Below are 19,292 nucleotides of genomic sequence, written 5' to 3' on the forward strand. Positions count from 1 at the left end.
TAACTTAATATTTACTGCAACTTACGCATATAAAGATTTTTTAAATCCACTAAATCTTGTGGGTCTTTACCGGTAAATCCGCCGACAGTTGGCCGAATAAGTCGAACACTGACTCGATAATAGACCGGCACCATTGCAGAATCTTTATCCAATAAGTTCTCTGCCTGTTGATATAAAGCAGCGCGCGCCTCGACACTCGAAGTCGTCAGCGTTTTAGCTAACAGCGCATCGAATGCTGGATTTTTATAGAAGAAAGTATTATTGCTGCTATCCGATAGCAGCATATTCAGAAAAGCGGTCGGCTCATTGTAGTCACCACACCATGTTGCTCTGGCAACATCAAATTGCCCTTGATGGCGGCTTTCTAGAGAGGTTTTCCATTCTTGATTCTGCAAGGTAACGGTAGCACCCAAGTTTTTCTGCCACATAGAGGCAGCGGCAATCGCCTGCTGCTTATTTTGATCTGAGGTGTTATAAAGCAACGTAAACTTTAATGGATTTTGGGCATTGAAACCGGCCTCGGCAAGCACTCTTTTCGCCTCTGCATTGCGTTGTTCTTGAGTCCAGTTGGCCCATTCTGGCAATGCGAAATTACCCCCTGCGGTAAATGTCGGGGTAAAGCCATAGGCAGGGATCTGCCCTTGCCCCATAATTTTAGTCGCAATAATGTCGCGATCCAGCGTTAATTTAATTGCCGTTCTCACTCTGACGTCAGTGAATGGTGCTTTTTTATTATTAATTTCGTAATAGAAAGTACAGAGGTATGGGCTGATATGAACCTGCGATGGCAGATCCTTTTTCATTTTGGCAAATAAATTCGGGGGAATGGCACTGTTAGTCATATCGATTTCGCCGCTGCGATAGCGATTAATATCACTGACTTCTGACGTTATCGGTAAAAAAGTCGCCTTATTGATGACCGTTTCGTTGTTATTCCAGTAAGTCGGGCTACGCTCCAGCACAATCCGCTCATTAACCACCCATTCTTTTAGCTGAAAAGCACCATTACCGATAAAATTTTGTGGTAGAGTCCATTTATCACCATACTTTTCAACAGCCTCACGCTTAACCGGCTTCATCGAGGTGTGAGATAACATGCTGATAAAATAAGGAACCGGTTCCGTTAGCGTCACTTGCAAGGTTTTGCTATCTAATGCCTTAACACCTAATTCATCCGGTTTTTTGGTCCCTTTCAATACCTCGTCAACATTCTCAATTTGGGCATACTGCAAATAACTGGCATAAGGTGAACCCACTTTAGGGCTAGCCAAACGCTGCCAACTATAGACAAAATCCTGAGCAGTGACCGGAGTTCCATCACTCCACACGGCGTTATCTCGCAAATGGAAGGTCCAGACTTTATAACCGTCATTATCCCAGCGTATGGCAACTGCCGGAATTATATGCCCATTAGCATCATTGCTCACCAGACCTTCTAATAAATTCAGAATAATATTGGTTTCAGGAATGCCTTCAACCTTATGCGGGTCTAATGAGGCAACCTCGGAACCATTATTAATGGTAATACTCTGATCTATCACTAATGCCACACTGGCCGGAACTGCCGCCGCCATTGATACAGCCGAAAATGACAAACCCAGAATAGCGCCAATTATTGCCAGTGGTGGTTGCTTAAACTTTATTTGCATTTCAAACCGCCCTTTTACGAGATTTCGTGATGTTTTTCTCAAGGTTTACGTCAATCTGCTGCCCACAACGACTAGCAATAACTATTCCAAAAATCAAAATTCGGTTTAGTTTCATTAAAAAACAAGAAATCTCTTGTCGGGAAGTTGTCCGAAAACTAACAGAACCCGAAATCTGACGCCAATAAATTTTACAGAAATGTTAAGCAATTCTCTTTTCTACAGAGTAACTAACGATATTACCTATCTTAATTAGTCGCCTAAGAAATAATCATCTATATGATTTAGCTCAAAAAAAATCATTTAAAATTTAAATTCACAGCAAAAAAAATGTCAAAAAAGCCGTTCTAGAAACATAAAGTTAACATTAGCACTAATACCAGAATAAACACCTACTGATTACAGAGTAATCACTAATAACACCTAGATAAATTCCGCACAAGCCCTACAGAATGATGTGAGCATTTTAACAACAAATAGCGTATTTAGTTTACTCTGAGGGTCACTGAATGATTTATTAAAGATGAGTAAATAAGCCTTAAGCAAAATTATCTTTATAGAGATAGCATTATTGCAGCATTTAAGTGCAATAGATTAAATTACATACATATTCTGCACTAAAATAATGCTTAGATATTTAAATACCAGGCTGAAAAACAGCAAAGGTCACCCGTAATAATACCGGTGACCTACATACCGTGGGATATGGGGATAGATTAAAGTAATCCGGGGAAAATCGCTTTGATACCGGTGACAATAAACTCGATGCCTAATGCCATCAGCAACAACCCCATAATACGCGTTATAACGTTAATACCGGTTTGCCCTAACAGCCGAACCAGCAGCGGAGCCGCCCGGAATAGCAACCAGCAACAGAACGCAAACAAGGCCACAGCCACCGTCAAGCCTAACAAATTCTGCCAGCTGTGATAGCGGGAACTCCAAACAATTGTTGAACTGATGGCACCTGGCCCTGCCATCAGGGGCAATGCGAGTGGCACAACACCGATACTTTCACGGACCGCCGTTTCGGTTTTTTCCTGCTTGTTCTGCTTATCCTCACCGAGTTTGCCGCTGATCATCGACATCGCAATGCTGACGACCAGAATCCCACCGGCAATACGGAATGAGTCGATGGAAATACCAAAAATTTTCAGAATGGCATCCCCCAAGAACAAGGATATCCACAAGATAATCGCCACTGACAGGTTAGCTGTCAGGTTAGTTTTATCCCGCCCAGCCGCTGCCTGATAGCTGGTCATACTGATAAATACCGGCAATATACCTACCGGGTTTACCAGTGCAAATAAGCCAACAAAAAACTTGATGTAACCTGAAAGGTCCAACAATGATTGACTCACACATCACTCCGCGCAATAGCTGATAAAAACGTCACAGATAACAGGCCATTATAATTTAATGCCCCAAGACAACACACCTTATGGCCCGTGCCTGGAAAATTCGCGACAAAAATAATGTCGCAACCATGCAGAATGGCACCTGCATTATTCAAGCCTCTGACCACAGTTCTTTTCACTAAAAATCACCCTTAGGGCGCTCTTCTACAGATGTGCGCGCTAATGTAATGGAATTAGTCATAGGAATCTATGTAATAAAACAGCATTTATACAAGGTAAATTTTTACCGTTTAAAATGATAACTCTTGTTAATGTCCTGTGGTGTTAATGAAGCTTTAACGTCATGAATTATCAATTTATTCATGTTAATGATAATTACTCTCAACAAATAATTGCTGAATGGTGTCAGCTTGACGATTTTGTGATTTAAATCACGAAAAATATACCTAAGAATAGTTAAGCTCTGAACAGTGGTAGAGAGTAAGTTCACTGAGAAACAGAGTATAAAGGTTGAAAATGATATTTTCCCCCTCATCTTATTCTTAGTGGAACAAAAGCTCTTTCAGTAAATCAGCGGTAAAAAATGGGAAAGTAAGCTATAAAACTAGCTCTATTTGACCTTACGGCATACTAGAGCCTGACTATACTAGTTGCTTCAACAGCTCATTTACTAAAAGAGTTTAACATTATCAGGAGAGCATTATGGCTGTAACGAATGTCGCTGAACTTAACGAGCTAGTAGCACGCGTCAAGAAAGCCCAGCGCGAGTATGCCAACTTTACTCAAGAGCAGGTTGATAAAATCTTCCGTGCCGCAGCTCTGGCTGCAGCGGATGCCCGTATTCCCCTGGCCAAGCTGGCGGTAGAGGAATCAGGTATGGGTATTGTTGAAGATAAAGTGATCAAGAATCACTTTGCTTCTGAATACATCTACAATGCCTACAAAGATGAAAAAACTTGTGGCATTTTAGAAGAAGATAAAACCTTCGGTACAATTACTATCGCTGAACCTATTGGTTTAATCTGCGGTATCGTGCCAACAACTAACCCGACTTCTACCGCTATCTTCAAGGCATTAATTAGCCTTAAAACGCGTAACGGTATCGTATTCTCTCCACATCCACGTGCTAAAGACGCAACCAATAAAGCTGCAGATATCGTGCTTCAAGCCGCTATTGCCGCAGGTGCGCCAGCAGATATTATTGGTTGGATTGATGCGCCAACAGTTGAGTTGTCTAACCAACTGATGCACCACCCTGACATTAACCTGATTCTGGCAACCGGTGGCCCAGGCATGGTTAAAGCAGCTTATAGCTCAGGTAAACCGGCTATCGGTGTTGGTGCAGGTAACACTCCTGTTGTGGTTGACGAAACCGCTGATATTAAACGTGTTGTTGCATCTATCTTGATGTCAAAAACCTTTGATAATGGTGTGATTTGTGCCTCTGAACAATCTATCATCGTGGTTGATTCAGCTTACGACGCAGTTCGCGAGCGCTTCTCTTCCCATGGTGGCTACCTGTTACAAGGTAAAGAGCTGAAAGCAGTTCAGGATATCATTCTGAAAAATGGTGGTTTAAACGCCGCTATCGTTGGTCAGCCAGCAACTAAAATTGCTGAAATGGCTGGCATTAAAGTTCCTAGCAACACCAAAATTCTTATCGGTGAAGTTAAGGTTGTTGACGAGTCAGAACCATTTGCTCACGAAAAACTGTCGCCTACTTTAGCGATGTATCGTGCGAAGAGTTTTGAAGACGCAGTTGATAAAGCGGAAAAACTGGTAGAAATGGGGGGTATCGGCCATACATCTTGCCTGTATACCGACCAGGATAACCAACCTGCACGCGTTAAGTATTTCGGCGATAAAATGAAAACCGCCCGAATTCTAATCAACACCCCTGCCTCTCATGGTGGTATCGGTGACCTGTACAACTTCAAAGTGGCGCCATCTCTGACGCTAGGTTGTGGTTCATGGGGTGGTAACTCCATCTCTGAAAACGTTGGGCCGAAACACTTGATCAACAAGAAAACTGTGGCTAAGCGAGCAGAAAACATGTTGTGGCATAAACTACCGAAATCTATTTACTTCCGTCGTGGCTCTCTGCCTATCGCGTTGGAAGAAGTGGCAACTGACGGTGCAAAACGTGCCTTCATCGTGACTGACCGCTATCTGTTCAACAACGGTTATGCCGATCAAATCACCAGCGTGCTGAAATCTCACGGTATCGAGACTGAAGTCTTCTTCGAAGTAGAAGCGGACCCTACCCTGAGCATCGTGCGCAAAGGTGCCGAGCAGATGAACTCCTTCAAACCAGACGTGATCATTGCGCTGGGTGGTGGTTCACCGATGGATGCTGCCAAAATCATGTGGGTCATGTACGAACACCCTGAAACCCACTTCGAAGAATTGGCACTACGCTTTATGGATATCCGTAAACGTATTTACAAGTTCCCGAAAATGGGTGTGAAAGCGAAAATGATCGCGGTAACCACCACATCAGGTACCGGTTCAGAAGTGACACCATTTGCGGTAGTTACCGACGATGCAACAGGCCAGAAATACCCATTAGCTGACTACGCATTGACTCCAGACATGGCAATCGTTGATGCCAACCTGGTCATGAATATGCCTAAGTCTTTATGTGCCTTCGGTGGTCTGGACGCAGTAACTCATGCTATGGAAGCTTATGTTTCTGTATTGGCGAATGAATATTCTGACGGCCAGGCTCTGCAAGCGCTGAAACTGCTGAAAGAATTCCTGCCAGCCAGCTACAATGAAGGTGCTAAAAACCCAGTGGCTCGTGAGCGTGTGCATAATGCCGCAACCATCGCGGGTATCGCTTTTGCTAACGCCTTCTTGGGTGTCTGCCACTCAATGGCCCATAAACTGGGTTCTGAGTTCCATATCCCGCATGGCTTAGCCAACGCCATGTTGATTTCTAACGTTATTCGCTATAACGCGAATGACAACCCAACTAAGCAGACTGCTTTCAGCCAATATGACCGCCCACAAGCGCGCCGTCGTTATGCTGAAGTTGCAGATCATCTGGGTCTGAGTGCTCCGGGCGACCGTACTGCACAGAAAATTCAGAAACTGCTGACTTGGTTAGATGAAATCAAAGCAGAGTTGGGTATCCCAGCATCAATTCGTGAAGCTGGCGTTCAAGAAGCTGATTTCTTAGCTAAAGTAGACAAACTGTCTGAAGATGCATTTGATGACCAGTGTACCGGTGCTAACCCACGTTACCCGCTGATCTCTGAGTTGAAACAGATTTTGATGGATACTTATTACGGCCGCGAATTTAGCGAAGAACTTGACCGTGAAGAAGTTGCTGTTACAGCAGCTCCTGCACCAAAAGCTGAAAAGAAAGCCAAAAAATAATAGTAATCTTAATGTGTAACCCCCATTTATAGCTGGGGGTTACACAACAGAAGATATAGCCCCCAATTGCCATTGCTGTTGGGGGTTTCTTTTTATAAGCACACTTAAAAACATTTGGTATATAACCGCTCAAATCGCCATAGTCCGTTCCTACGGACCACGCATCTAATCCCCGGACTAATCTCAATACGGCTTGCCACATCGCCACCAACCCCTGCTATACCCAAGCTAATGCGTTATAACGTCATCCCCCGAATCGGCTATTGATTAAGGAGACATTAGGATCAACATCGTGTCTTTTATTAATTTTGTAAGATTGTAGAAAATGTGGCGATAAAGCCAAAATAATGACCCAGTCCAGGATATAACGTTAAACCAAGGCTTTTCACCCCGCATAAATACGAGGGATAAAGCTGTATGGCTTCATATGGCGTAAACTCAGCAAAAGGTTGGTTACCCCACAGCTTCAAATAAGAAATCCCGTGAGGCATCCTTGGTGGACAATGAGTATCTAGGAAGGATTTTGGAGAGAAGCCGCTTTAATCGCCTCTTTATAATGGCGGCGACAAACAGAAACGTAGCTTTCGTTACCACCAATAACGACTTGTTCGCCGTCATGCACAGCTCTGCCTTGTTCGTCTAACCGCAGCACCATGTTTGCTTTGCGGCCACAATGACAAATTGTTTTCAGTTCAACCAATTTGTCAGCCCACGACAACAAATATTTGCTACCGGGAAATAGTTCGCCGAGAAAATCGGTACGCAAACCGTAACACAATACCGGGATATGCAGTTCATCCACCACCTGACACAATTGCTGAACTTGCTCTTTGGTCAAAAATTGGCATTCATCTAGCAAGATACAATGAACAGGTTTTTCCTGATGCTCAGTGGCAATAATGGATAATAGTGAAGTTCCACTATTATAAAGCAGCGCCTGTGAGGACAGGCCAATACGCGAACTGACAGTCCCGACACCAAAGCGATTATCTATCTCTGCTGTAAACACCAAGGTACGCATGCCCCGCTCTTGGTAGTTATAAGAAGACTGCAACAGCGCGGTGGATTTCCCTGCATTCATCGCAGAGTAATAAAAATAAAGTTGAGCCATGGGCCCGTAACTCCAGTGGTATAATAAATGGTCACAATGACAACGAGTATCAAGTTTATCATAAATTCAGACTTAACGAGGAGCAGACTACTTCTCTATATTACTGTTTTCTATATTAAGTAATGGTAGCGTTAATGTAGCTGCCGACACTTTCATTTGAAGCACCTTGCTATTATTAGGTACATACATGACCAATCTCACAATATTGATACAGCGAACGTATGCTGCTTGAACATTAACCAGATTAGGTGAGTGGGATAGCAATAGGGTCGGATAGGATGTACCGCGATTGGTTCATTAATGATACAAGTAATGTATTACCATGGTTAATTGGTAAAATAGTGATAACAAATATTGTCAGAACCTGACAAAACCAATACAGCATGCTTTTCCCTTACTCAATCTTTCATCGTAGCTATATCAATATCGCACTTTTTGCATGATCAGTTATTGCACACGCTAGCACGATAAGTCGTCTATTTTTGCTTTATTGATATAAAGCAAACTTATAACTTAGTGAGAAAATCATGTTTTCGCGTAGGGTCATTAGCGAGCAAAATGAACTTTTACGTTAAAAACACTACGGAGAATAACAAACCGCCATCGCTTATTAGTAGCAAGCAGCAACTTTTCGCTAATAAAATACGTAAATTCGAGGATGCTAATCAAATTGTCTATTGCAGAAATTAAAATAGCACTCTATTATTATCCAGACGCCCCCCCACCAATTATAATTTGAGACCAGGACAATGAGCGAAGCGTTAAAGATTCTTAACAACATCCGTACTCTGCGTGCACAAGCGCGTGAATGCACTCTTGAAACTTTAGAAGAAATGCTGGAGAAGCTTGAAGTGGTCGTTAACGAACGCCGCGAAGAAGATTCTCAAGTACAAGCTGAAATTGAAGAACGCACACGTAAATTGAGCCAATACCGTGAAATGCTTATTGCAGACGGTATTGATCCAAATGAACTGCTGCAAACTATGAGTGCAACTAAAGCTACAACTAAAGCTAAGCGTGCTGCACGCCCAGCTAAATATAAGTATGTAGACGAGAATGGCGAAACTAAAACCTGGACAGGCCAAGGCCGTACTCCAGCAGTGATTAAGAAAGCCATTGAAGACGAAGGTAAATCACTGGATGATTTCCTGCTGTAATAGTATTAGTTAATTTACTATTATGATAAAAGTACCCTCCTATTATACGGGGGGTATTTTTTTACCTCCCTCTTGCCCTGCAATCATAGTTGAAATCCTTATCAATACGGCTGTTGAATTAACATACAATTGCCAAGTAGCACCTAACCTAAACATATCGCATTCGATAAATACCCCTTAGTTATCACTGTGCTTGTAAATCTATAAGAATGCTCTGCTAATTTATAACAATACAATAATCGATATAACTGACTAAATTTCCCATAATATTGTGATATATGAGAATCTTGGAGTGAAAGAGTTGTGTCACCCCCGCCCTACGGCATGAAGATTGAGCACAAAACAGAAACTAATTAAGTTTTGTACCCAACACATAAAATCATCTTTAGAACTTATTACGCTCGATTAATCGATGTACCCCGACCAATCCCATAATAGGTAAAACCTCGGCTATTTAACCGTTCTGGATCGTACAAATTACGCCCATCAAAGATAACCGGCTGTTTTAATCGGAGCTTGATCATATCAAAATCAGGTGCTCTAAAATTCTGCCACTCAGTACAAATAATCAGAGCATCCGCCCCTTGTAGCGCTGATTCTTTTGTCCCCATTAACTTTAGGTCATCCCTTGCACCATAAATACGCTGAGCTTCATCCATTGCCTCTGGATCATAAGCTTGAATAATAGCGCCAGCACGCCATAAAGCCTCCATCAAAATCCGACTGGGGGCCTCTCGCATATCATCTGTATTGGGTTTGAATGCTAATCCCCAGAGTGCAAATGTTTTCCCTGCAAGCTGCGAATCAAAATGGTATTGAATAAATTCAGTTAACTTACACTTTTGTTCGTTATTGATTCTCTCCACTGCACGCAACAGTTGCGGCTGATAGCCACAATTTTCTGCGGTACGAATTAATGCTTGGATATCTTTTGGAAAACAGGAACCACCATAACCACAACCAGAATAAATAAAATGGTAGCCAATGCGAGAATCTGAGCCAATACCTTGGCGTACTTTTTCGATATCTGCACCGAGCCGCTCTGCGATATTAGCGATCTCATTCATGAAACTGATTTTTGTCGCCAACATACCGTTTGCTGCATATTTGGTCAGTTCTGCACTGCGGACATCCATAATTAACATGCGGTCATGATTTCTGTTGAATGGCTCGTATAGTTCGCTAATTAAATCAATCACACCATTATCATCAGTATCAATTCCGATAACGATACGCTCAGGCCGCTTACAGTCAGCAACAGCAGCGCCTTCTTTTAAGAATTCAGGGTTCGATACCACATTGAAAGCTATATCTTGTCCACGTTGCTGTAAAATCGCTTTAATCCTTTGCTGCACTTGATCCGCGGTACCCACTGGCACAGTTGATTTATCGATAATAACTTTAGGCGCATCCATATATTTCGCAATAGTGCTGGCAACGTCTAACACATATTTAAGGTCAGCCGCACCATCCTCATCAGGAGGGGTACCAACCGCAATAAACTGAATCGTGCTATGAGCAACACCGGCTTCGGCATCTGTTGAAAATCGAAGCCGGCCCTCGTCGTAGTTTTCTTTTACCAATGGCGCTAATCCTGGTTCAAAAATAGCGACACGGCCTTTTTGTAGGTCGGAAACTTTGTTTGCATCGATATCGATACACAGGACATCATGACCAACTTCGGCAAGTACTGCTGCCTGAACCAGTCCTACATAACCGATACCAAAAACCGTCACTTTCATGCAATCAATCCTCACGTTGGAATTCGATAAGAGACACACCGCCGACCATTATCAAGACCTAACCTTAATTTAGCCTGAGGTAGCCAACCTTATTGCCAGCGAATAATAAAAGTTAACTGAAAATTTTCAGCCACAAGTAAGGAGGAAAGTATATCAACCGATATTTCTTACATCTCGGGCATACTCATTGATTGAAACAAATGAGGTTTATTTCGTAGATTCGTTATAGAACCATTGAGACTTGGAGGGTCATAGCAGTGAATAAGTGAGCAAGATACATAAATTACGTGAACTATTTATTGAGTAATACTTTCAAAATATAAACTATTCATCGGCTGAAAGCATCAACCTCAATCGACTCCCTCCTCCCCATACCTGGCATTGCCATGCTTCACAACGCTGACTAATTTGATTTAAATGTGCTGTTTTTAACGTACCTAAAGGCACACCATTACTAAGTTGAATCTGATTTTTACCCGCACTAACATTCGCGTGAAGACCAGCCGAAACCAGAATTAAATTTTTATATTCCACATGATAATAACCAACGAGCAAAGGAAACTGCCCATCCAAATGAGTACGTCTTAGTAACTGGTTAACTTGTTTAAGTAACGTTGACATCTGCGGTAAACGCTGTTGTTGATGTGCCAAATGCTCTTGAAGAATCCCGTTAAATAACACGCGTAATAATAGTGCGGCTAAAATTCCGTTATCCCCGGCGCGGGTGACATCCAGACAATAAAATGCCAGGTCCTTATCTGATAATACAGCGATATCAAGGACTAATCCCGGTTTCTCGACCATCGTTAACTGCCGGTAATTTACCCGACAGTGTGCAATGGTTTGCTGTGCCGGTGGTTGCAATTGCTTAAGTAACTGCGCTGCATCATGAGGATTCTTACGTAATGCATCCCAATCCTGGATAAGTTCTGTCTCTTCAATTGCATGAGAGGTAAACAGTATGGGATAAAGGCATGCCAGCACCGCTTCACGTAACCGATTTAAATCCACGATCGGTTTCAACAGTACGTCTTTCACGCCCATACGCATGACTTTAGCAATGTCAGTCATCTTATCAGTAGCCGATATAACTAAAATAGGGATCTTTACTCCTTGCATGAGTAAACGCTCAACAAACTCGATCCCTCCCATCTTAGGCATAGCGAGATCGCAGAGTATCAGGTCAGGTGATTGGACCTTAATCTGCTCTAACGCCTCCAGGCCATTTTCTGCCTGCTGGACTGCCGCACCGAGTGCCCTTAGAAACTCAGTGATTACAGTACGGAAGACCGTTTCGTCCTCGACGACTAAAATATTTTTACCTGCTAATGGTTTTTCCATGTACTGCTTCTCTTGCTAACCTTAAACGTAATAGTGGCCCAAAATGGCTGTTTGTGCTTGTCTGAAATTGTTACGTACTGCTTTACTCACACACATTTGTTACTCATCAGCCCCCTACCAAAGGACGTAACTGCTCTATATTTTTCTCCACAGCCAATTGTCCAGCGGCAATGGCTTCATCCGCCCGATGGAAATCCAGCATTGATATTTGTGGGCAGTAGGGCTGGATCAACACATCGGGAGGATCTCCTGCCATACGGTTACGTTTTAATCTGTTCTCCAATACCTGTATTGAGGTAGACATTATCTCCATGGCGCTGGGAACGGCCATCGTTGGATTACCTGACATATTGGTTATTCGTGCTTTTAAGCGCAAATGCCAACTTGCTGGCATCTCCGGGGGTTTACCTTCAGGAGATGATTGTGAGGAAAACAGATCTTGCCGAATCAGATGTGCATCATGTTGCAAATCAACGGCAATCACAATGTCAGCGCCCATTGCTCTTGCCAAAGAAATAGGAACAGGATTGACTACTGCACCATCAACCAACCAATAGCTACCGAAGCGGACAGGAGAAAGCAATCCAGGCATGCTGCATGAAGCCCTAATTGCCTGTTTAATATCCCCCTCAGTAAGCCATAACTCACGGCCCGTCGTTAAGTTGGTTACAACAGACCCAAAGGGCAATTTACATTCAGTAATGTCCTGCACTTCAATTATTTGGTTTACAGCATTAAAAACCCGCTCACCCCGCAGTAATCCGCCACGACGCCAGGAGAAATCCATCAATCGAATAACATCCCAATATTTAAACGAACGAACCCAGCGTTCCATCACATTCAGGTGATCACTGGCATACGCTGCACCAACCAAGGCACCAACCGAACAACCGGCAACAACATCAACTTTGACGCCCATTCTTCCTAGCGCGTTAATGACCCCGATATGTGCCCATCCCTTCGCGGCACCCGCGCCAAGTGCCAGTCCAATCTTAATTTTTCTCATTTTTATTTCGTCCATTTTCGATCAATTTGGCACTTTACCGCTCAACTAAATAAATCAGACTCTGATTTTGTTATCGACACTGCCGCTTGGCTCTTAACGCTAGCACGCAACAACTTAGCGCTCACTCAGAGGAAAAATCCATATTTACTCGCCAGTGCTATAACCCTACTGATTGAACTATAGTTAACATTTATCCTTCTGGTAAATTGATACAAATAGTTTACATTTCATTACTAAGATATAGGCTGTAAGTGGAAGGATATACTGTGAATATTGAAATATGCCAAACCGATCTATTTAATCCAGATCTTATTGCATTAATTGCTCAATTAGATGCGTATCAAGAAGCACTCTATCCGGCTGAAAGTAATCATACAGAGTCGATTGAGAGTATGGCTCAGAAAAAAACATTCGTTTATATTGCAACACGACAAGGTCGCGCTGTGGGATGCGCCATTCTTTTCCAACCCGAAAGTACATATCCTGAGATTAAGCGCGTTTTTGTCATCCCTGACTGCCGAGGTCATGGCATTGCGTCAATGCTAGTTACAGCACTGCTCGAAAAATCTATCTCTTTGAATTTAAAATATGTTTATTTGGAGACAGGGATTCATCAACCTGAAGCGGTAAAACTGTACCAGCGATTAGGCTTTGAATTTACGTCTGAATTTGGTTGTTATCAATACGACCCACTTAGTTTCTATATGGTAAAAACAGTGGCTAGTTGTCACTAAGTAAAAGATAAAACAGAGAGGTAGCACTCAGTTCATTCAGTAACCGTTGCTATTTTTGACTTTATTGCTTTGACACTCGACATAACACAGCAAAATAGCCACTATAGTAGTGGCTATTCAGAGTAAATATTCGGAGTTAAGACAAATTAAAATATTTAATATTATCTAGTAATATAAGATTCAATAAATAGATAATCGCGTTACATGCTGTCATTTCACCGTTAGCTCTCGTGGGCTATAGTGTTATTAACTATAACTCGACCTTTCTCAGAACATTATGAATTCTTACGGATTATTTAGGAAATAATTAACCGTTAATAGTACCAAATGAGACACTCATTTTTTCGAACATAGCGATAACTTTATTGATCAGTTTCATGGGTTGCTCCTGTAAATATCATTATTTTTATGTGATACACATCACAGTTATTAAGTTACTCCATAATGAAACGCCGGTCAACTATTTTTGTGAGCAACATCACAAAACTTAAGTTCACCCCATATCCCGCGCAAAATTATCAACTTTGAACCTCATCCCGTGATTAGGTAAGATAAGGCCCTATTTGCCCCTATTTGATTGCCCGCCTTCTTCTGTTGCTGACCATTCATTCGCAGATAAGATGGCATTATTGGTTTTTCGGAGAAATTTTGTCAGAACAGTGCCCATGTGGCAGCAGCTTTGAATATCAACGATGCTGTGCGCCTTATATCCTTAACACGCAAGTTGCGGCCAAACCTGTAATACTGATGCGCTCACGCTATAGCGCCTATGTAAAAAAGGATGCGGACTATCTGATTAAAACCTGGCATCCAGACTGCAAGGCACAAGAATGGCGAGATGGAATAATTCAAAGCTTCACCAATACTGTATGGCACGGATTAACAGTTATTGCAGAAACTACTGGCAGTCATGATGACGAAGCCTTTGTTGAGTTCATTGCCCGCTTTACTGATCCAAATAATATGCAGATAAGCACAATGCATGAACGTTCCCGCTTCCTTCGAATAAAAGAACACTGGTACTATATCGACGGAGTCCGGCCGTCGGTGGGTAGAAATGATATCTGTCCTTGCGGTTCAGGGAAAAAATATAAGAAATGCTGCGGGCATTAACAGTAAAATCGTTTCATTACGGACCGTAGCATCAAACATTTACATAACATCAAGTACTGTTAAGACAGGATTTACCACCTTATGCCACACCAGAATGTACAAAAGAAAGTGTTACGCACTATATGCCCTGACGCTAAAGGCTTAATCGCAAAAATTACCAATATTTGTTACAAGCACCAGTTGAATATCGTGCAGAATAATGAATTTGTTGATCATCTGACTGGCCGCTTTTTCATGCGTACAGAGCTTGAAGGTATTTTTAACGATACTACCCTGCTGGCAGACTTAGATGATGCTTTACCCGAAGGCACCAACCGCGAATTACATACCGCAGGGCGTCGCCGTATTGTCATTATGGTCACCAAAGAAGCACATTGCCTCGGCGACTTATTAATGAAGAGTGCCTATGGTGGTCTGGATGTTGAAATTGCGGCGGTGATTGGCAATCATGATGCACTACAGAATTTAGTGGAGCGCTTTGATATCCCTTTCCATCTCATCAGCCACGAAGGTTTGACTCGTGATCAACATGACCAACGTCTGATTGAGCAAATTGAACAATACCAACCAGACTACGTGGTTCTGGCCAAATATATGCGGGTGCTAACACCAGCCTTTGTTCAACGCTTCCCTTACCAGATTATTAATATCCACCACTCATTCTTGCCTGCATTTATCGGTGCTCGCCCTTATCACCAGGCTTATGAGCGGGGGGTGAAAATTATTGGTGCCACGGCTCACTATGTAAACGATAGCCTGGATGAAGGCCCAATCATCATGCAAGATGTTATTCACGTCGATCATTCGTACACGGCTGAAGATATGATGCGAGCCGGGCGAGATGTGGAAAAAAACGTTCTGAGCCGTGCTCTGTATCGTGTTTTAGCACAACGTGTTTTTGTTTACGGTAACCGCACCGTTATCCTGTAAGCGCGCAATAAACAGATGTTTTTTGCCCAGATAAACATCGTCAAGAACAAAAAAGCACCGAACAACTTATTTTTTTCATTTCAAGTCTTTACAGGGGCGCTTCATTTGATATGATGCGCCCCGCTTACCAAAACAGTATTGATAAGCAGTTAGGCCAGTGGTGGGGTTCCCGAGCGGCCAAAGGGAGCAGACTGTAAATCTGCCGTCATCGACTTCGAAGGTTCGAATCCTTCCCCCACCACCATTTTTACCTTGAACTTTAAACTTATCCGCAAATTAATAAATCGAGATGAGCATTGAAGGGGAAGGTAAGAACCTTCGACAAGGTAGCATCACAGATACGGCCAAGTATCTTAGTAATAAAAACCACAAATTCAGTGGTGGCCCCATTCCCGAACGAAACGCAACAAACCATCATGCGTTATGCAGCGAGTAGATACTCTAAAAATACCTCATTCGGTGAGCTGTATTCCAGAGATTTGCGCCCCCGAGTGTTGAGGATGTGCTCCAGTCTCGCAATATCTTCATCGCTGACGCCATTAAAATCGGTTCCTTTCGGATAAAACCGCCGTATCAGACCGTTGGTATGCTCATTCAACCCCCGCTCCCAGGAATGATAAGGCCGGGCAAAGTAAACCTTTGCGCCCGTTACCTGAGTGATGTCCTTATGTTTCGCAAACTCGGGTCCGTTATCTGCCGTCAGGGTTTTAAACTCACAGAAAGTATTCGCCACGATGTCCCTGAACGCTTCCACGACGCTCTCAGCGCACTTATTGGGGAGTTTACGGATAATGACCTGCTTTGTGGCTTTGTCCACGACCGTCAGCAGGAATGACTTCTGGTCTTTGCCAAAAATCGTATCGATTTCAACATGCCCGGGAACCTGTTTGAGTTCAGCCTCAGCAGGCCTGTGCTCAATGCCAACCCTGTCCGGGATGGGCGTGCGTCCGGGCTCACCCGTATCATAGCGATAGCGTTTACCCCGGTGAGGGAGCTGAAGGTAAAGCTTACCGCCAGCCTGTCTGTCCGAACGGATATAGCGGTAGAGGGTATTTTTGCTGACGGCGATATCAAACTGGATTTTCAGTCTCCCAGAGATAACCTCAGGGGAGGTATGTACAGCCAGCGCCTGCCGGAGAAAGTCTTGTGTCTGCTGGCCCAGAGGGAAACAGGCATTGTGTGCCGAGGTGGCGCCCCGCCGTTGTCTGGCTAAGGCATCAGCGCGTCTGGAGGAGTAAAGTCCGTTGAAGGCGGGGTCCGTATTACGTCTGAGCTCCCGGCTCAGGGTAGAGCGAGAGACGCCGAGCTCTCTGGCAATGCAGGACTGATTAACGCCTTCAGCTTTTCGTTTTTCGATGTAAAAGCGCTCATGCTGAGTCAAATGTTTTCCCTTCATGCAACAGGGTCTCCGACAGGGTCAATACGGCTATTTTATCCGTACCTGACCGGTGGGTCACTTTGTTGCATTTCGTTTGGGAATTGGCGAGCTGTTTGCGTTGTGCAGCCCATCCTTAGGCCTTGCCTCGGTGAGACCGCTGCCAGCAGTGTTCAAATCTGCTGGCAGCCTACCTACAACGCCAGTGACTTTGGCTATCGTTTCTATCAAATAAGCGTATTTGGCTGCAAAATCAACTTGCTGGCGATACCGGCAGCGTTTTTTTCTGTTGATCAGAGGCAATGCCCAGTTCAATTAATTCCATTACTTTTATCGCTTCCGAGGCGGGTACTGGGTTGGCAGCAGTACCTAAAATGGCATCACGGATCCCCGCATAATAAGCAGGATAATTACCCGGCAACGTCAGTAGTGGTTTCTCAGCGAGGATGCCATCATGTGACAGTGTCACTACTCCATCGCGCATATCGTAGCCCCAATCTGCCTGCGGCAAACGTTCACCCGCTTTCAGCCTGTCCTCTTGTGGGTCCAGACCAAATTTAATGTAACTCCCCTGCATGCCGTGCACGATATAACGAGCAGTTTCTGCTGCGGCTAACACCGTACCGTGTAACACTACCCGTTGCCCCGGATAGCTAAGAACCGCGTGGAAATAATCAACAGATTGCGCACCGGGGCGCAGCATCCCTAAATCAACATTTAGCGTCTGTGGCAAACCAAACAGTTGTAGCGCCTGATCCAACAGATGTGGGCCTAAATCGTACCAAATGCCACTGCCCGCACCGGCTTGTTCACGCCAACGCTGGCGGATCTCCGGGCGATAGCGGTCAAAATGAGATTCGAAATAGACAACATTCCCCAGTGAGCCTTCAGCCAGCAGTGTTTTCAGCGTCAGGAAATCACTGTCCCAACGGCGATTATGGAACACTGAAAGCAATAAGTGGGCCTCATCTGCTTGTTTCTTCAATTCATTTGCTTGTGACAGTGTCACGGTAAACGGTTTATCCACCACTACATGTTTACCGGCAGCCAGTGCTTGCTGAGCCAGCGGGAAGTGAGTGTCATTCGGGGTTGGAATCACGATAAGATCGATTGAAGGATCATCAAATAACGTTTTGGGGTCAGAAACCACCGTCATTGTCGGCCAGTCAGCATGTACTTTACTGGCATCACTACTGGAAACCCCTGCCAGCTCTAGCCCCGGAGTGCCCATAATCAGCGGCGCATGGAACGTTTTGCTGGCATAACCATAGCCCAGTAAACCCACTTTGATTTTTTCAGCCATTATATTTCCTCTCGCGCAGCATATTTGCCAATTGATATCAGTCGATCAATCGATTTGACACCATGATGATTCCCGCGACAAGAGGTAATTTTTGGCTGAATGTCAGTGGCGAGATTAAATTCGCACTATGGCCTCAGCATTATCCCGCCATTCTGGCTGTCGGAGGCTGCGTTGCGGGTAGTTGGTTTCAATGCTACGACGCCTGAAATCACTGGGGCTAACACCAACACGCTTACGAAAAACGCGGGAGAAATAGAGTTGATCGTCGTAACCCACCACGCGACCAATAGTGGCAATCGGTTCTTGCGTGGTTTGCAGTAATAACTTAGCCCGAATAACCCGCTGGTCTTCACGCCAACGCAATATATTGATACCAACTTGTTCACGAAACAGATGAGCCAGACGTGACGGAGACAGGCAAACATGACGTGCAACTTCGTCAATGCGCAGCTCACCGGCCAAATTGCCGGTAATAAACTGGCACGCTTCAATCACTCGAGGGTCCATAATGCGTTGTGGACTAAGAGGATCTTCTTCCATTGCGCGCAGCAGTAAGCGCTCAAGTAGATTCATACCCAACTCTTCACCAAAACGCCGTCCTGATTTTTGCGTCTGTTCAATATTGGCAAACAGGCGATCAAATTCCAGTAATAAGTTGTTGTTAGGCAAAGATAACCGCCCAACTTCATGCGTTTTGCTATGCCACTCCAACCAGTCCGCCCAGTATGCCCGTGGCCGGAAATAGACCCAACGGTGATACCAACAATCACTGTTCGGTGAGCGACCATAATAGTGTGATGCCTTAGGGGGAAAGAGCAGCAAATCACCTGGATTGCTGTAAAAGGTATTCTCACCGTCAAAAATCTTACCTTGCCCCTTAATGGTCAGATTCAGGATATAGCCCTTCATGCCGCCTGGCCTATCGATAAAAAAATCGAGTGGTCCATCGGCCAGAATCGGGGTTAATCCTGCTACCAGATAGGCATTAAAGGTATAGCCGGGTAACAAGGGATTGGGTTGCGGTTCCTGAACCATTCGATGGTACATTTAGCCTCCTTGGAGTCCTGATCTGATTGGCGTGCAAACACATGTGTT

14 protein-coding genes and 1 tRNA gene are annotated in these 19,292 nt (G+C 44.0%); 6 read left to right on the forward strand and 9 right to left on the reverse strand.

Translation table 11 applies throughout. The annotated features are described in order from the left end of the window. Positions 1–11 precede the first annotated feature (11 nt). Together ACWJJO_RS11465 and ACWJJO_RS11470 are read right to left on the reverse strand one after the other, a co-directional pair. Positions 12–1,649: an ABC transporter substrate-binding protein gene (locus ACWJJO_RS11465; protein ID WP_372569140.1), complete on the reverse strand. Its 1,638-nt coding sequence runs from the start codon at positions 1,647–1,649 to the stop codon at positions 12–14. Between the two features lie 713 nt (positions 1,650–2,362). Next, positions 2,363–3,007: a YchE family NAAT transporter gene (locus tag ACWJJO_RS11470; RefSeq protein WP_050101351.1), complete on the reverse strand. Its 645-nt coding sequence runs from the start codon at positions 3,005–3,007 to the stop codon at positions 2,363–2,365. 699 nt (positions 3,008–3,706) lie between these two features. Here ACWJJO_RS11470 and adhE point away from each other — a divergent pair. After that, the gene (adhE, locus tag ACWJJO_RS11475; RefSeq protein ID WP_481091030.1) at positions 3,707–6,385 is read left to right on the forward strand and encodes a bifunctional acetaldehyde-CoA/alcohol dehydrogenase; all 2,679 of its coding nucleotides are present in this window, start codon (positions 3,707–3,709) and stop codon (positions 6,383–6,385) included. Between the two features lie 511 nt (positions 6,386–6,896). Here the strand turns inward: adhE and ACWJJO_RS11480 are convergent. Beyond that, positions 6,897–7,496 (reverse strand): thymidine kinase, encoded by a 600-nt coding sequence (locus ACWJJO_RS11480; RefSeq protein WP_372558957.1) that lies wholly within the window; start codon positions 7,494–7,496, stop codon positions 6,897–6,899. Between the two features lie 749 nt (positions 7,497–8,245). Between ACWJJO_RS11480 and hns the strand changes: the two genes are divergently transcribed. After that, positions 8,246–8,653, forward strand: coding sequence for a histone-like nucleoid-structuring protein H-NS (gene hns / locus ACWJJO_RS11485; RefSeq protein ID WP_083158951.1), 408 nt, complete (start codon positions 8,246–8,248; stop codon positions 8,651–8,653). Between the two features lie 395 nt (positions 8,654–9,048). On the opposite strand, the gene ACWJJO_RS11490 is transcribed toward hns, so the two are convergent. From ACWJJO_RS11490 to rssA, 3 genes are all read right to left on the reverse strand, one after another. After that, positions 9,049–10,395 (reverse strand): UDP-glucose dehydrogenase family protein, encoded by a 1,347-nt coding sequence (locus ACWJJO_RS11490; protein ID WP_083158952.1) that lies wholly within the window; start codon positions 10,393–10,395, stop codon positions 9,049–9,051. A 324-nt stretch (positions 10,396–10,719) separates the two neighbouring features. Next, a complete protein-coding gene (rssB, locus tag ACWJJO_RS11495) occupies positions 10,720–11,736 on the reverse strand; it encodes a two-component system response regulator RssB (protein WP_481091031.1) in 1,017 nt (338 codons plus the stop codon). Between the two features lie 106 nt (positions 11,737–11,842). Then, entirely contained in the window at positions 11,843–12,742 is a 900-nt protein-coding gene (gene rssA / locus ACWJJO_RS11500; RefSeq protein ID WP_442820915.1) for a patatin-like phospholipase RssA, read from the reverse strand. A gap of 266 nt (positions 12,743–13,008) precedes the next feature. Between rssA and ACWJJO_RS11505 the strand changes: the two genes are divergently transcribed. The 4 genes from ACWJJO_RS11505 (at position 13,009) to ACWJJO_RS11520 (ending at position 15,763) form a co-directional block, all read left to right on the forward strand. Further along, positions 13,009–13,476, forward strand: a complete 468-nt coding sequence (locus tag ACWJJO_RS11505; RefSeq protein ID WP_420073316.1) for a GNAT family N-acetyltransferase — start codon at positions 13,009–13,011, stop codon at positions 13,474–13,476. Between the two features lie 648 nt (positions 13,477–14,124). Beyond that, the gene (locus ACWJJO_RS11510; RefSeq protein ID WP_083158956.1) at positions 14,125–14,589 is read left to right on the forward strand and encodes a YchJ family protein; all 465 of its coding nucleotides are present in this window, start codon (positions 14,125–14,127) and stop codon (positions 14,587–14,589) included. Positions 14,590–14,670: 81 nt separating this feature from the next. Further along, complete coding sequence (purU, locus tag ACWJJO_RS11515; protein WP_025378136.1) at positions 14,671–15,519, forward strand: formyltetrahydrofolate deformylase; 849 nt, start codon at positions 14,671–14,673, stop codon at positions 15,517–15,519. Between the two features lie 159 nt (positions 15,520–15,678). Then, a tRNA-Tyr gene (locus ACWJJO_RS11520) sits at positions 15,679–15,763 on the forward strand. Between the two features lie 177 nt (positions 15,764–15,940). Here ACWJJO_RS11520 and ACWJJO_RS11525 read toward each other — a convergent pair. The 3 genes from ACWJJO_RS11525 to araC form a co-directional block, all read right to left on the reverse strand. Next, positions 15,941–16,915 carry an IS30 family transposase gene (locus ACWJJO_RS11525; RefSeq protein WP_481090518.1) on the reverse strand — a complete coding sequence of 325 codons (975 nt, stop codon included), beginning with the start codon at positions 16,913–16,915 and terminating at the stop codon, positions 15,941–15,943. A gap of 232 nt (positions 16,916–17,147) precedes the next feature. Further along, positions 17,148–18,197, reverse strand: a complete 1,050-nt coding sequence (locus ACWJJO_RS11530) for an oxidoreductase (RefSeq protein ID WP_083158870.1) — start codon at positions 18,195–18,197, stop codon at positions 17,148–17,150. Between the two features lie 114 nt (positions 18,198–18,311). Further along, positions 18,312–19,244: an arabinose operon transcriptional regulator AraC gene (gene araC, locus ACWJJO_RS11535; RefSeq protein ID WP_083158871.1), complete on the reverse strand. Its 933-nt coding sequence runs from the start codon at positions 19,242–19,244 to the stop codon at positions 18,312–18,314. Between the last annotated feature and the right edge of the window lie 48 nt (positions 19,245–19,292).

The sequence above is a fragment of the Yersinia antarctica genome (genome assembly GCF_056636475.1).